Source organism: Mycobacterium sp. ABE4_509 (assembly GCF_056160785.1).
The window spans coordinates 26,838-40,732 of record NZ_JBSWXU010000016.1; the positions used below are offsets into that span (position 1 = coordinate 26,838).

The window sequence follows — 13,895 nt, forward strand, 5'->3', positions numbered from 1 at the left end:
CCGGCGGAGCCGGGCGTGAGCTCGAACGTCACTGTGGACCACTTCCGTTGTGCGCGTAGGTGAATGCCTGGGAGTCCTCGGTGAAAGTGGCCGGGATGGCCTGCCCGTCGCCGCCGAGTGCGAGCACTTCGTCGAACCCGGCCAGCAGGCACTGGGCGAACAGGCCCGGATCACTGATCGAGGCCCTGTCGTAGCGTGCGGTGATCGTGCAGTAGCCCGACCGCGACACCAGCACCACCATCATCGCGACGCCGGGCAGCGGTCCGAGGCCGTACTGTCTGAGCACCTTGGCGCCGGCGATGAACGTGTCACCCGCGTAGACCGGCACGTTGCTGGCCTGCACGTCGGAGTTGACGATGGACCCGGCCATCGACTCCAGAACGGTGTCGGGCAGCAGACTCACGACCGGCGCGATGGCGCCGACCATGTCCAGCGCCCGCTCGTCGCGCTTGCGGGTCATCTGCGATCTGATGTTCTTGATCCGCGCCTCGGGGTCGGCCAACCCGATCGGCGCGGCCAGGTTCACGCCGACGAACCGGTTGCCGCCGGCCGGATCCGCCTCGGACCGCAGATTGACCGGGACCGCCATCGGCAACGTGTCCACCGGCACCCCTTTGGCCCCGTGATAAAACCGCAGCGCCGCACACAGCCCGGCCAGGTAGGCGTCGTTGATCGACCCGCCCGCCGCCTTGGCGGCGCGGTGCAGATCGCCGAATTCGATGTCGATCGCCTCGCTGCGTGAGGACAGGCTGCGCCTGCGCAGCAGCGGCGAGGGGTCGGCCACCGGACCGATCACCCGCGCACCGGACATCGCATAGTCGATGACGCTGCCCATCCGGGCCACCGGGTCGCGCACCACGTGCCCCACCGCGTGCGCGGCGCCGACGACCGCGTCGCGCATCCCACCGACGATGGTGATCGGCAGCCGGTTGAGGCCCCGCCGCATCAGGTCGTTGGGCGACAGGTCGGCCGGGATCGGCAGCGGTGGGGTGTCCTGCGGGGGCGGGTCGCGCTCGAGGTCGTAGAGATGGGCGAACATCTCGACTCCCCCGACGCCGTCGGTGACGGCGTGGCTGAGGTGCACCATCAGGGCGGCCTGCCCGTTCTGCACCCCTTCGATCAGCGTGGCGTTCCACAGCGGGCGCGAGATGTCCAGCGGTGACTGGGCGGCGACCTCAGCCAGATCCATCACCTGCCGGAAGGTTCCGGGCTCGGGGACCCGCACCCGGCGCAGGTGGAAGTCCAGATTGAAGTCCGGGTCGACGACCCAGCGCGGCGCGGCCGTCGGCAATGTCGGTGTGACGACCTTCTGCCGCAGCCGCAGCACCTTGCGCGAGGCGTTCTCGAAGCGGGTCCGGAAGACCTCCCAGTCCGGGGTGGTGTCGAGCAGTTCGACGGTCATGATGCCCGAGCGGGTCCGCGGGTTGGCTTCGCCGCGATGCAGGATCTGATCGAGTGGGCTGAGTTCCTCCGGCAGTCCGGCCGCATCCAGTTCCGGCGCGTTGCTCATGGCGTCCAAACTAGTCGGCGACCCAACAGTGCGGAACGCCTTTTGTCGCGGTCGGCACGGCGGTCACCTGTTGCCGACGCGATACACTCCTCGGCGTTGCCCCCGTAGCTCAGCGGACAGAGCAACCGCCTTCTAAGCGGTCGGTCGCAGGTTCGATCCCTGCCGGGGGCGCTCGTCAGAGTGGTATTTTTCCCGTGCTCAACAAGGCCGGTCGTCGTCTATTCGTCGTCTCTCGCGGCCCTGAGTTGTCGGCGACGGCTTTGTCGAGCAGGTCTGCGACCTCGTTGACGACCCTCAGCGGCGCCAGCCGGATGTGTTCAGCGTCGCCGGCCGGCGCGTTCGGCGAAAGCATCGAGTACTGCAAGCACTTCGGGCGAACGCCATACCCGGTTACGGGGCCCGCTGGCCGCCTCGACGAGGATTCCCGCCTCGGCGAGCGGGTTGAGGTAGCGGTGCGCGTTGGTGGACTCGATGCCTAGCTCCTGCGCCAACAGTGCGGCATTCACGACCGGGCGACGGGTCAACAAGTCAGCCACCTTCCACACCGCGGAGTCCGATCGCGCGGCGATCACCTCGTTCCAACCTTCGCGGATATCGCGGAGTTCGGTGACTAGTTGTCGCCCGTTGGCAATGGCCAGGACGGTGGCCCGCGAGAAGCGTTCGACAATCGGCGCGGCGTCTCCGTCGCGGTAACGGGTCAACGCGGCGAAGTACGCGTCGGTGTCTGCCAGCAGCCCGGCTGAGACCGGCATCGTCACCTGGCGCGTCAAGCCTTTGTTGCGCAGCAGCGCTTGCACCAAAGCGCGGCCCGTACGGCCGTTGCCGTCGGTGAACGGGTGAATGGTTTCGAACTGTGCATGGCCCACCGCGATCTGCGGCAGCGCCGGAACATCGGCGCGGTGCACAAACTCGATGAGGTCGCCTATCGCCTCAGCGATCAACTCATGGCGCGGGCCGACGAACGTCGCGCCGATCGGAGTTGAACCACCTCCTATCCACACGGGCTCGGTGCGGAATTCCCCTGGCGTGTGGAGTGGATCGTTGACCATCAACGCCCGGTGCATCGCCCGGATGGCGTCGGCATTGACGGTGTCGGACAAGGCGAGCGCTGCTTGCATCGCAGAGGTGTTGGCGACGATCATCTCAGCGTTTCGCTTAGCTTTGCCACCAGGCAGCTCGGCCTCGCCAACGGCGCGCGCCGTTGCGGTCAGGTTTTCGATCTGCGAGCTCGCCGCAGACTCCGACCGCAACAACACAGAAGCAAACGGTGCTATCTCGCCGCCGAGCTCCGCATCGAAGCGTGCGATCTCGCGGCTGGCGGACTCCGCCTCAGCCAACAACGACGGCGGCAGATCGAGGGTGAGGTCGGCAATGCCAGCCGGTACGGCGGGGTGATAAGTGCCGTATCGAGGTCGCGCCCCACCCACGTCGCGCCCGTCCTGCGGCTCCCAGCGGACGTCCTCGTAGGTGATGGGACGAAGTGAAGTCACGCTCCGAGTCTAACTTCAGCTATATGTATAAGTGAAGTTAATGGGGCGGGTTGACTTCAGATCTGCGGGCGAGACGGTCCGCCCAATAACGACCGCCACCCCACGTTGGCGGTCTGACTCATGGTCAAGGCGCCCAACCGCATCCGCTTGACCCGCTCAGCTTCCCGCCGGATTCCCGAACCGCGCCAGGCGGGCTTCGATCGCGTCGGCGGTGGCGCGCACCTGCTGACCCAGGCCCCGGATCGCCGTGCCATCGAGGGTGGCGAACACCGAGACCATCACCGTCATCGTCACCCCACCGTCGGGGTTGCGCACCGGCGCTGAGATGGTGGCGACGCTGTAGGGGTCCGGCTTGTCGAGTTCCTCCCCCAGGACGTCGATGACCGCCAGGTCGGCCAACGCCTGCGCCAGCTTTGTGGTGATCTCGTCGACCTCGCCGTCGGCGCTGAGTGCCCGCAGCGCGGTGTACACCCGCACGTACTGACGGCTGAGCCGTTCGACGACGAAGCCGCGCTGGGCGATCTCGTCGAGCACGGCGGTCATCCGCGCTTCGAAGGCGCGACTCGGCGTCCCGGTGGTGTGCAGCCACCGCTGCTGGGCCTCGGCGTTCGACCACGCGATGTAGTCGCGGCCGATCGGCGCCACGAACGGGGTGCGCATCCCACGCCAGATCCTCGGCCCGGTCAGGCATTCGCCGACGGTGTCGACGACGACCAGGGTGGCTCCTTCGCGCCGGGCGAGGGAAACCTGACTGCCTGCCGAAGCGGCCAGCGCCTGCAGGTCGGCTCGGTGCTGATGCACCTCGGCCGGCTGCCCCAGCGCCGCCACGGCCGGACCCCACGCGTAACAGGCCGTCTCGGAGTCGCGGACCGCCCATCCGCGTGCCGCCAGTGTCACGAGGATGGCGTGCCCGGTGGCCCGGCTGATGTCGAGGCTGCGGCAGATCTCGGCCAACGAGAACTGCCGGGCCGGATCGCGGCCGAGGAGCTCCAGCACCGACACGACACGTTCGGTCGGCGGTGAGGTCCCTTGACCGCCACTCACCGACCCGGCTACCGTCTCTGTCACATTATCGAACTCTATGTCGATATTTCGACATTAGCAAGAGCTGAGGGGAATCCACGACATGGCGACGCTGGACGGCACCGAGAAAAACACCCGAACACCGACGCTGGCCCCGGAACGGAAGGTGGCGGCAACCACCTGGCGGGCCTTCGGCATCTGGACAGCGCTGTTCTGGGGTGCGACCGCGATCCTGGCCACGCTCTTCTATCTGGGCGTGCTCGACTTCACCACCAGCACCAAGGCGTCCCTCTACGGCATCAGCATCTGGCTCAACGGCTGGGTCATCCCACTACTGCTTCCCGGCGCGCGGCGTAGGCCCCGCATGCAGCTCTTCCACGAATGCCTGGTGCTCTGGATGGTCTCCTACCTGCTGACCAACCTGCTCTGGGAGATCCCGTGGGTGATCTTCTCCCCCTTCGTCTTCCACGACCTGAACACGCTCGGCGACGTGATCGCCTACACGCCATGGATGCGGGAGAACATCCTGCACATGTACTGGTGGGACCTGGCCTCGTTCGCATCGGTCGACCTGCGCACCGTCAATCACGATCCGACGTTCTTCACGCTGGAGATCTATGCGTTCGTCAACGCCGCCTCGGTCGTCGCGTTCTGGCACTTGAACCGCAAGCGCTCGGCGGCGCGCTATCTCATCCCGGTGCTCGGCGCCGGCGAACCCGTGGTGGCCACCTTCATCTTCTCGTTCAGCGAGGTGTTCGGCGGCTTCACCAACATGCCCGGCGGCGTGGCCGACACCCTGCTGGCGCTGCTGTGGACGCAGTATCAGTACTTCGTGTTCCCGCTCGTCTTCGGCTACCTCGGAGCCAAGCTGCTCTACCAGGACTGGCGCCACACCCGCGCCGGCGAGCAGCAGTTCATACCGTGACGGCCGGCCGCGACGGAGCCCACGAACTACCGGTGTGGCGTCTTCACGAAACGGGTACCACCCAGTCGCTGGTCGGTCAGCTGCGCTAGCGGCCGGGCGAGCGAGTAGGGTCACAGCACGACCCTCCACGGGATGAACCAGTGATGACTGGCGCACGTAACGAGTTGACGACGGTATATAGGAGGCAATCGTGGCGACCACGAGTCCGCCCGACGGCGAAACGAAGAGCCACGGGCCGCTCAAGGCGGCCTGGCGGAGCGTGTTGCCCGCGGTCTTCATTCCCGCCTCGATAGTCATCTTCGGACTCATCATCTTCTCGGTGGTCTTCTCCTCTACCGCCGAGAACGCGTTCACCAACCTCAACTCCGCGATCACCGAAACCGTCGGCTGGTGGTACGTCCTGGTCGTCACGGGCTTCGTCGTGTTCGCCCTGTACTGCGGGCTGTCCCGGATCGGCACCATCCGGCTGGGCCGTGACACGGAACGCCCCGAATACGGGTTCTACGCCTGGCTGGCGATGCTGTTCAGCGCGGGCATGGGCATCGGCCTGGTGTTCTACGGCGTCGCCGAACCGATGTCGCACTACATCAACCCGCCGCCGGGCATGGGCATCGAGGGTTCCACCGACGCGGCCGCCAACCAGGCGCTGTCCCTGACGATGTTCCACTGGGGACTGCACGCCTGGGCCATCTACGTCGTTGTCGGGCTGGGCATGGCCTACATGACCTACCGCCGCGGCCGTCCGCTGTCGGTGCGCTGGCTGCTCGAGCCGCTGATCGGCCGCGAACGCGTCGAAGGCTGGATCGGGCACGCCGTCGACGTCGTCGCGATCGTCGGCACGCTGTTCGGTGTGGCCACCTCGCTGGGCTTCGGCATCACCCAGATCAGCTCCGGGCTGCAATACCTGGGCTGGATCGAGGTGAACAACTGGTGGACCGTCGGAATGATCGCCGCGATCACCGCGGTCGCCACCGGCTCGGTGATTCTCGGCGTCAGTCGCGGCATCAAATGGCTGTCGAACATCAACATGGCGATGGCCGCCGGGCTGACGGTGTTCGTCCTGCTGCTGGGCCCGACGCTGTTTCTGCTGCAGGCCTGGGTGCAGAACCTGGGCAACTACGCGACGTCGATGCCCGAACTGATGCTGCGCACCGGCCCGTTCACCGACGGTGCGTGGCTCGGTAGCTGGACCATCTTCTACTGGGGCTGGTGGATCAGCTGGGCGCCCTTCGTCGGCATGTTCATCGCCCGAATCTCCCGCGGCCGCACCATCCGCCAGTTCGTCATCGGCGTGCTGCTCGTGCCCACCGTGATCGGCTCGCTGTGGTTCACCGTGTTCGGCGACTCCGGCATCATGCGCCAGCGCGAAGAGGGCAACATGCTCGTCGACGGCGCCGTGGACGCCAACACCTCACTGTTCCGCCTGCTCGAAGGGCTGCCCCTCGGCGTGATCACCAGCGTGATCGCGATCGCGGTGATCATCTTCTTCTTCGTCACCTCGTCGGACTCCGGGTCGCTGGTCGTCGACATCCTCGCCGCCGGTGGCGACCTGGATCCGCCGAAGGCCAGCCGGATCTACTGGTGCATCCTCGAGGGTGTGGCCGCCGCCGTGCTGCTGGTGATCGGCGGGTCGGGTTCGCTGACAGCGCTACAGACGGCGTCCATCGCCACGGCACTGCCGTTCTCGCTGGTGATGGTCGCGGCGTGTGTCGCGATGTTCCGTGCGTTCCGCTACGACCTGGCCACCACACCCCAGTTCATGCGGGTGTCCGACGCGGCCGAACACGCCCCGACCAACGGCAAGCGCCACCACGAGATGTCGGCCACCCTGGCCGGCTTCGTCGCGGTGCACCAGATCAACGCCGACACCGTTCAGGTGCACGAGAAGACCGGCCAGATCACCGTCGCCAAGCCGGTGGATCCGCTCGGCGAGGGCGAGGGTGATTTCGAGGGTGACCACAAGGAGCAGTCCTCGACATCGAGCTGAGGCCGATCCGTAGGCTGAGCCGATGACCGATCCGGTACTGGTCCACGTCGAGGACCGCGTTGCGCTACTCACCGTCAACGACCCCGAGCGGCGCAACGCGGTGACCGCGGAGATCTCCGCGGCCCTGCGCTCCGCCGTCGACGACGCCGAGGCCGACCCCGACGTGCACGCGGTCATCGTGACCGGGGCGGGCAAGGCGTTCTGCGCCGGGGCCGACCTCAGTGCCCTCGGCGAGGCCACCGAAGACGGGCTGCTGGCGATCTATGACGGCTTCCTCGCAGTGGCCAACTGCACGCTGCCGACGATCGCCGCGGTCAACGGTGCCGCGGTCGGGGCCGGGCTGAACCTGGCGCTGGCCGCCGACGTACGCATCGCCGGCCCGGCCGCACTGTTCGATCCCCGCTTCCAGAAGCTGGGGATCCATCCCGGCGGTGGCGCCACCTGGATGCTGCAGCGGGCGGTCGGGCCTCAAGTCGCCCGGGCGTCACTGCTGTTCGGCATGCGCTTCGACGCCGAGGCCGCGGTCCGGCACGGTCTGGCCCTGCAGATCGCCGAAGACCCGGTCGCCGCGGCACGCGACCTCGCCGCCGGGCCTGCCGGCGCCCCCCGTGAGGTGGTGCTGGCCACCAAGGCGTCGATGCGGGCCACCGCCAACCCCGGTGTCGTCGACACCGACCAGCACCGCATCGCGGTGGACACCGAACTCGGCCCGCAGGCGTGCTCGATCCTGTCCCCGGCATTCGCCGAACGCCTGGCGGCCGCCAAACGCCGGTGACCGGCTTCGGTCGCCGGCTCCCCGACCAGTCCCCGGGCTAGGGCGCCAACGCCACGATGCGCTCGGCGCGCCGCAGCACCGGGGCGTCGACCATGGTGCCCTCGAAGGCGAACACACCTCGTTCGCGCCGTGCGGTGTCGAGAACCCGGCGCGCCCAGTCCACCTGCTCCTCGGTCGGGGCGTAGGCCGCCCGCACGACCGCGACCTGGCTGGGATGGATGGCCACCTTGGCGTCGAATCCGACGGCGACCGCGTCGTCGGCCTCGGCGCGCAGCCCGTCGAGATCCTTGATGTCGAGGTACACCGAGTCCAGCGCCAGCCGGCCGTAGGCCTTGGCGGCCAGCAGCGACTGCGAACGCACGTGCCGGGCCACCTCGCGGTACGAGCCGTCGGGATACCGGTTGGCGGTACCGCCCAGCACCGCGAACAGATCCTCGGCGCCCCACATCAGTGCGAACGCATTGTCGACCCGGGCCAACTCGGTCACCCGCAATGCCGCCAACGGTGTCTCGATCAGCACCACCACGTTGCGTGGGGCCAGCGCGCTGATCTGTTCGGGCCCCTCGGTCTTGGCGAGCATCACGGTGTGGTACGGAGTCCGGGCGAGCGCCTCGAGATCCAGGGGATGGTCGGCGGTGTCACTGGGGTTGATCCGCACCACGGTGCGCGCGGGGTCCAGCGGAACATCGACCAGCGCCTGCCTGGCCGCGGGGCGGTCGTCGGCGGCCACCCCGTCTTCGAGGTCGAGAATCACGATATCGGCTGCCGCGGCGGCCTTCTCGAAACGCCCGGGACGGTCGGCCGGGCAGAACAGCCACCCCGGCCCCGCCACCAGCCCGGTCGTCGCAGTCATCGACGCTCCTCCTGGGGCCGTTTGCGCACCATGGTCTTTCGGGACGCCGTGGCCACGATGTCGCCGTGCTGGTTGCGGCCGGTGTGGGCGAAGGTGACGATGCCCTCGCCCGGGCGGCTCTTGGACTCCCGCTTGTCGGTGACCTCGGTCTCGGCATAGAGGGTGTCGCCGTGGAAAAGCGGCTTCGGGAACGCCACCTCACCGAAGCCGAGATTACCGACGATGGTGCCCTGGGTCAGTTGCGCCACCGACAGCCCCACCAGTGTGGACAGCGTGAACATCGAGTTGACCAGCCGCTGGTTGAACGGCGGCAAGGCATCGGAGAACGCGGCATCGAGATGCAGTGCCTGGGTGTTCATCGTCAAGGTGGTGAACAGGACGTTGTCGGCCTCGGTGATGGTGCGCCCGGGACGGTGCTGATAGACCACGCCGGTTTCGAACTCCTCGAACCACAGCCCGCGCTGCGTGACGATCTTCTTTCCGCTGTCGTCGCTCACTTCTGTCTGATCGTTCGCACCGCTCACTTCTGTCTGATCGTTCGCACCGCTCACTTCTGTCTGATCGTTCGCACCGCTCACAGTCCCAGCTCCCGCCCGACCAGCATCAGCTGGACTTCGGTTGTGCCCTCACCGATCTCGAGGATCTTGCTGTCGCGGTAGTGGCGGGAGACGGGGTACTCGTTCATGAAGCCGTATCCGCCGAAGATCTGCGTGGCGTCGCGGGCGTTGTCCATCGCGGCTTCGCTGGCCACCAGCTTGGCGATCGCCGCCTGCTTCTTGAACGGCTTGCCCGACAACATCAGCGCCGCCGCGTCGTAGTAGGCGGAGCGGGCCACATGCGCGCGCGTCTCCATCCGGGCGATCTTGAACGCGATCGCCTGATTGGCACCGATGGGCCTGCCGAACGCCTCGCGCTCCTTGGCGTACTTGACGCTCTCGTCCACACAGCCCTGCGCCGCGCCCACCGACAGCGCGGCGATGGCGATGCGGCCCTCGTCGAGGATGCGCAGGAAGTTCGCGTAGCCGCGGCCGCGCTCGCCGAGCAGGTTCTCCTGCGGCACCCGAACGTCGTCGAAGCTCAGCGGGTGGGTGTCCGAAGCGTTCCAGCCGACCTTGTTGTATGCCGGTTCGGCGGTGAAACCCGGTGTCGGCACGGGCACCAGGATCGACGAGATCTCCTTCTTGCCGTCCCGCTCTCCGGTCACCGCGGTGACGGTCACCAGCTTGGTGATGTCGGTACCGGAGTTGGTGATGAACTGCTTGGAGCCGTTGATCACCCAGCTCGACCCGTCCTCCCGGGCGGTCGTCTTGGTGGCGCCGGCGTCGCTGCCGCCGCCGGCCTCGGTCAGCCCGAAAGCACCCAGTGCCTTGCCGGAGGCCAGCAGCGGCAACCACTGCTGCTTCTGCTCCTCGTTGCCGAAGCGGTACACCGGCATCGCGCCCAGCGACACCCCGGCCTCGAGGGTGATCGCGACGCTCTGGTCGACCTTGCCGAGTTCCTCGAGCGCCAGACACAGCGCGAAGTAGTCGCCGCCCATGCCGCCGTACTCCTCCGGGAACGGCAGACCGAACAGCCCCATGTCGGCCATCCCGGCGACGACCTCGTAGGGGAACGAGTGCTCCTCGTCGTGTTTGGCCGACACCGGGGCGACGACGCTCTGGGCGAAGTCGCGCACCGTCTTGGCCAGCTGCTCGTAGTGGTCGGGCAGAGTGCCGGTCGAAAGAAAGTCCGTCATGTTCCAGGCTCCTCGGTTGCCGTTATCCGGGCCAGCAGCTGGCCCACCTTCACTTGATCGCCCGCGCTGACGAGCAGTTCCACCGTGCCGTCGACGGGCGCGGTGAGCGTGTGCTCCATCTTCATCGCCTCGACGGTCACCACGACATCGCCGACGCGAGCCGTGCCCCCGTTCTCGATGCCGACCGCCACCACCGAGCCGGGCATCGGGCTGGTGAGTTCGGCGTCGCCACTGTGGGCGTCGTCGGGGCGGACCGGGGCCTCGAGCACCTCTTCGACCACCACGGTGCGCCCGCCGCCGGCCAGCCAGATCTGGCTGCCGTCCGAGGCCACCAGGTAGTCGGTGCGCAGGCCATCGATCGTGACGGCGAGCGTCGAGCCGGTCAGCGCCGCGGCCAGGGTCCGGGGAAGACCCCCCTCGACGGTTGCGGTCGCGTCCTGCGGGGTGCCGGTCAGCCAGACGTGGTCGGTCCGCTCGCCGGCCCGCATGCGGAACGGGATCGGCGCCGAGCCGGCGATCCGCCACCCCGAGGGGACATCCCAGCCGCTGGTGGCACCTGCGGGCCAGGACCGAAGCCAGCGGTAGGCCGCGGCGGCGATCAGGTCGTCGTCGCACGTCGGCGCCCGGATGAAGTCCGGGGTGCGCCGGTCCAGCAGCCCGGTGTCCAGCCGGCCGGCGGCGACATCGGGATCGGCCAGCAGAAAGCGCAGGAATTCGACGTTGGTCTGCACCCCGAGCACCGCGGTCCCGGCCAGCGCGACATCGAGCGAACGCAATGCGCCGGCACGGTCACCGGCGTGGGCGACGACCTTGGCCAGCATGGGGTCGTAGTCGCTGCCGACGACGGTGCGGTCGGCCAGCCCGGAGTCGACCCGCACACCGGGCCCGCCCGCATCGCGAACCGCCAGCACCGTCCCGCCGGTGGGCAAAAAGCCGCGGGCCGGGTCCTCGGCGTACACCCGCGCCTCGATCGCGTGCCCACGCAGCTCGACGTCACCCTGTGCCAGTGGCAGCTTCTCCCCCGCGGCCACCCTGACCTGCAGTTCGACCAGGTCCAGGCCGGTGATCATCTCCGTCACCGGATGCTCGACCTGCAGCCGGGTGTTCATCTCCATGAAGAAGAACTCGTCGGGCCGGTCGGCCGAGACGATGAACTCCACGGTGCCGGCGCCGGTGTAGTCGACGCTGCGCGCCGTGTCGCACGCCGCCGCGCCGATGCGCGCGCGGGTGGCTTCGTCCAGCAGCGGTGACGGGGCTTCCTCGATCACCTTCTGATGCCGGCGCTGCAGGCTGCACTCCCGCTCGCCGAGATGCACGACGTTGCCGCTGGAATCGGCGAGCACCTGCACCTCGATGTGGCGCGGGTTGAGTACGTAGCGCTCGAGGAACAACGTGTCGTCGCCGAAGGCCGACGCGGCCTCGCGCCGCGCCGAGGCGAGGGCGGCGGCGAGCTCCGAGGCCTCGTGCACGACGCGCATGCCCTTGCCGCCGCCACCGGCCGACGGTTTGACCAGCACCGGGAAGCCGACGTCCGCAGCGCCGGCGAGCAGGTCCTCGTCGGTCAACCCCGGGCGCGAGATACCCGGCACCACAGGCACTCCGAATGCCGACACCGCGGCTTTGGCGGTGATCTTGTCGCCCATCGTCTCGATGGCCTGCACCGGAGGACCGATGAACACCATCCCGGCCTCGCTCAGGGCGGTCGCGAACTGCGCGTTCTCCGACAGGAACCCGTAGCCGGGGTGGACAGCCTGGGCGCCGGTGCGTTCGATCGCCGCCAGCAGTGCCTCGATCGACAGGTAACTCTGCCGGGCCGGCGCCGGGCCGAGCCGCACGGCCACGTCGGCTTCGCGCACGTGCCGGGCGCCCGCATCGGCGTCACTGAACACCGCGACCGAGCGTATTCCCATGGCCCGCAACGTGCGGATGACCCGGACCGCTATTTCGCCGCGGTTGGCGACCAGAACGGTGTCGAAGCACGCGAGATGGACAGTCATCTTCGCCTCACATCCTGAAAACGCCGTAGGAGACCGGCTCCAGCGGCGCCTGGCCGACCACCGAGAGCGCCAGCCCGACAACCGTTCTGGTGTCCGCAGGAGCGATGACACCGTCGTCCCACAGCCGCGCCGTCGAATAGTACGGATTGCCCTGGTTTTCGTACTGCTCCCGAATGGGCGCCTTGAACGCTTCGGCTTCCTCGGCGGTCATCTCACCGCGCACGGTGGCCAGCACCGAGGCGGCCTGCTCGCCGCCCATCACCGAGATCCGGGCGTTCGGCCACATCCACAGGAACCGAGGGGAATAGGCCCGCCCGCACATCGAGTAGTTGCCGGCACCGTAGGAGCCGCCGATCACCACGGTCAATTTGGGCACCCTCGCACAGGCGACGGCGGTGACCATCTTGGCCCCGTGCTTGGCGATGCCGCCCGCTTCGTAGTCACGACCCACCATGAACCCGGAGATGTTCTGCAGGAACAACAGTGGGACCACACGCTTGTCGCACAGTTCGATGAAGTGCGCACCCTTGACCGCCGACTCGCCGAACAGCACGCCGTTGTTGGCGATGATGCCGACCGGGTGGCCGTGGATACGGGCGAACCCGGTGACCAGCGTGGTGCCGTAGGAGGCCTTGAACTCGTCGAACTCGCCGCCGTCGACGATGCGGGTGATCACCTCGTGCACGTCGTAGGGGACCCGGGCGTCCACCGGGACCACGTCGTAGAGCTCGTCCTGATCGGCGACGGCCTCGACCGTCGGGGCGACCTGCCACGGGGGTTCGGCGCGCGGCGCCAGGGTGCCGACGATCCGGCGCACGGTGCGCAGCGCGTCGCGGTCGTCGTGGGCCAGGTGATCGGTGACCCCGGAAACCTTGGAGTGCAGGTCACCACCGCCGAGGTCCTCGGCGCTGACCACCTCACCGGTGGCGGCCTTCACCAGGGGCGGTCCCCCCAGGAAGATGGTGCCCTGGTTGCGCACGATGACCGCTTCGTCGCTCATCGCCGGAACGTAGGCGCCACCGGCGGTGCACGATCCCAGCACCGCCGCGATCTGCGCGATTCCCTTGGCGCTCATGGTCGCCTGGTTGTAGAAGATCCGGCCGAAGTGTTCGCGGTCCGGGAACACCTCGTCCTGGCGGGGCAGGAAGGCGCCGCCGGAGTCCACCAGGTAGACGCAGGGCAGCCGGTTCTGCAGCGCGATCTCCTGAGCGCGCAGGTGCTTCTTGACGGTGACCGGGTAGTAGGTCCCGCCCTTCACGGTGGCGTCGTTGGCCACGATCATGCACTCGCGGCCCGAGATCTGTCCGATCCCGGCGATCATGCCCGCGCCCGGGCACTCGTCGTCGTACATGCCGTCGGCCGCCAACGCCGCCAGCTCCAGGAACGGGCTGCCGGGGTCGAGCAGCCCGTCGACGCGTTCGCGGGGTAGCAACTTGCCCCTGCTGACATGGCGTTCACGGGCGCGTTCCGGGCCGCCGAGGGCTGCCGCGGCCAGCTTGCCGCGCAACTGATCGACCAGCGCGAGGTGGTCGTCACGGTGTGATGTCCGCACTGCCATCGGCGCCCGCCTCGAGTTGAGTTAATGACCACTAACCGGTGG

At 68.2% G+C, this 13,895-nt stretch carries 11 protein-coding genes and 1 tRNA gene; 4 read left to right on the forward strand and 8 right to left on the reverse strand.

Translation table 11 applies throughout. From position 1 onward, the window contains the following. Positions 1-28: 28 nt before the first annotated feature. Positions 29-1,510, reverse strand: a complete 1,482-nt coding sequence (locus ACXAID_RS05890) for a wax ester/triacylglycerol synthase family O-acyltransferase (protein WP_475021250.1) — start codon at positions 1,508-1,510, stop codon at positions 29-31. A 98-nt stretch (positions 1,511-1,608) separates the two neighbouring features. Between ACXAID_RS05890 and ACXAID_RS05895 the strand changes: the two genes are divergently transcribed. After that, positions 1,609-1,681 (forward strand) — tRNA-Arg (locus ACXAID_RS05895). 146 nt (positions 1,682-1,827) lie between these two features. Here the strand turns inward: ACXAID_RS05895 and ACXAID_RS05900 are convergent. Both ACXAID_RS05900 and ACXAID_RS05905 read right to left on the reverse strand, forming a co-directional pair. Then, positions 1,828-3,000 carry a Fic family protein gene (locus ACXAID_RS05900; RefSeq protein ID WP_475021251.1) on the reverse strand — a complete coding sequence of 391 codons (1,173 nt, stop codon included), beginning with the start codon at positions 2,998-3,000 and terminating at the stop codon, positions 1,828-1,830. 156 nt (positions 3,001-3,156) lie between these two features. Continuing rightward, positions 3,157-4,068, reverse strand: a complete 912-nt coding sequence (locus ACXAID_RS05905; RefSeq protein WP_475021252.1) for a helix-turn-helix domain-containing protein — start codon at positions 4,066-4,068, stop codon at positions 3,157-3,159. Positions 4,069-4,126: 58 nt separating this feature from the next. On the opposite strand from ACXAID_RS05905, the gene ACXAID_RS05910 reads away from it, so the two are divergent. The 3 genes from ACXAID_RS05910 (at position 4,127) to ACXAID_RS05920 (ending at position 7,710) form a co-directional block, all read left to right on the forward strand. Next, a complete protein-coding gene (locus ACXAID_RS05910; RefSeq protein WP_475021253.1) occupies positions 4,127-4,948 on the forward strand; it encodes a hypothetical protein in 822 nt (273 codons plus the stop codon). 190 nt (positions 4,949-5,138) lie between these two features. Beyond that, positions 5,139-6,935 carry a BCCT family transporter gene (locus ACXAID_RS05915; RefSeq protein WP_475021254.1) on the forward strand — a complete coding sequence of 599 codons (1,797 nt, stop codon included), beginning with the start codon at positions 5,139-5,141 and terminating at the stop codon, positions 6,933-6,935. A 22-nt stretch (positions 6,936-6,957) separates the two neighbouring features. Next, the gene (locus ACXAID_RS05920) at positions 6,958-7,710 is read left to right on the forward strand and encodes an enoyl-CoA hydratase (protein WP_475021255.1); all 753 of its coding nucleotides are present in this window, start codon (positions 6,958-6,960) and stop codon (positions 7,708-7,710) included. 37 nt (positions 7,711-7,747) lie between these two features. Here the strand turns inward: ACXAID_RS05920 and ACXAID_RS05925 are convergent, their stop codons facing one another. The 5 genes from ACXAID_RS05925 to ACXAID_RS05945 form a co-directional block, all read right to left on the reverse strand. Beyond that, positions 7,748-8,563: an HpcH/HpaI aldolase/citrate lyase family protein gene (locus tag ACXAID_RS05925; protein WP_475021256.1), complete on the reverse strand. Its 816-nt coding sequence runs from the start codon at positions 8,561-8,563 to the stop codon at positions 7,748-7,750. Next, positions 8,560-9,060 (reverse strand): MaoC family dehydratase, encoded by a 501-nt coding sequence (locus tag ACXAID_RS05930; RefSeq protein ID WP_475021257.1) that lies wholly within the window; start codon positions 9,058-9,060, stop codon positions 8,560-8,562. The genes ACXAID_RS05925 and ACXAID_RS05930 overlap by 4 nt, the downstream gene beginning before the upstream one ends. 77 nt (positions 9,061-9,137) lie before the next feature. Continuing rightward, positions 9,138-10,298 carry an acyl-CoA dehydrogenase family protein gene (locus tag ACXAID_RS05935; RefSeq protein ID WP_475021258.1) on the reverse strand — a complete coding sequence of 387 codons (1,161 nt, stop codon included), beginning with the start codon at positions 10,296-10,298 and terminating at the stop codon, positions 9,138-9,140. Continuing rightward, on the reverse strand, positions 10,295-12,295 hold the full coding sequence (locus tag ACXAID_RS05940; RefSeq protein ID WP_475021259.1) for an acetyl/propionyl/methylcrotonyl-CoA carboxylase subunit alpha: 2,001 nt from the start codon (positions 12,293-12,295) through the stop codon (positions 10,295-10,297). Before ACXAID_RS05940 ends, ACXAID_RS05935 begins: the two co-directional genes overlap by 4 nt. Before the next feature lie 7 nt (positions 12,296-12,302). Next, positions 12,303-13,853: a carboxyl transferase domain-containing protein gene (locus ACXAID_RS05945; protein ID WP_475021260.1), complete on the reverse strand. Its 1,551-nt coding sequence runs from the start codon at positions 13,851-13,853 to the stop codon at positions 12,303-12,305. Positions 13,854-13,895 lie beyond the last annotated feature (42 nt).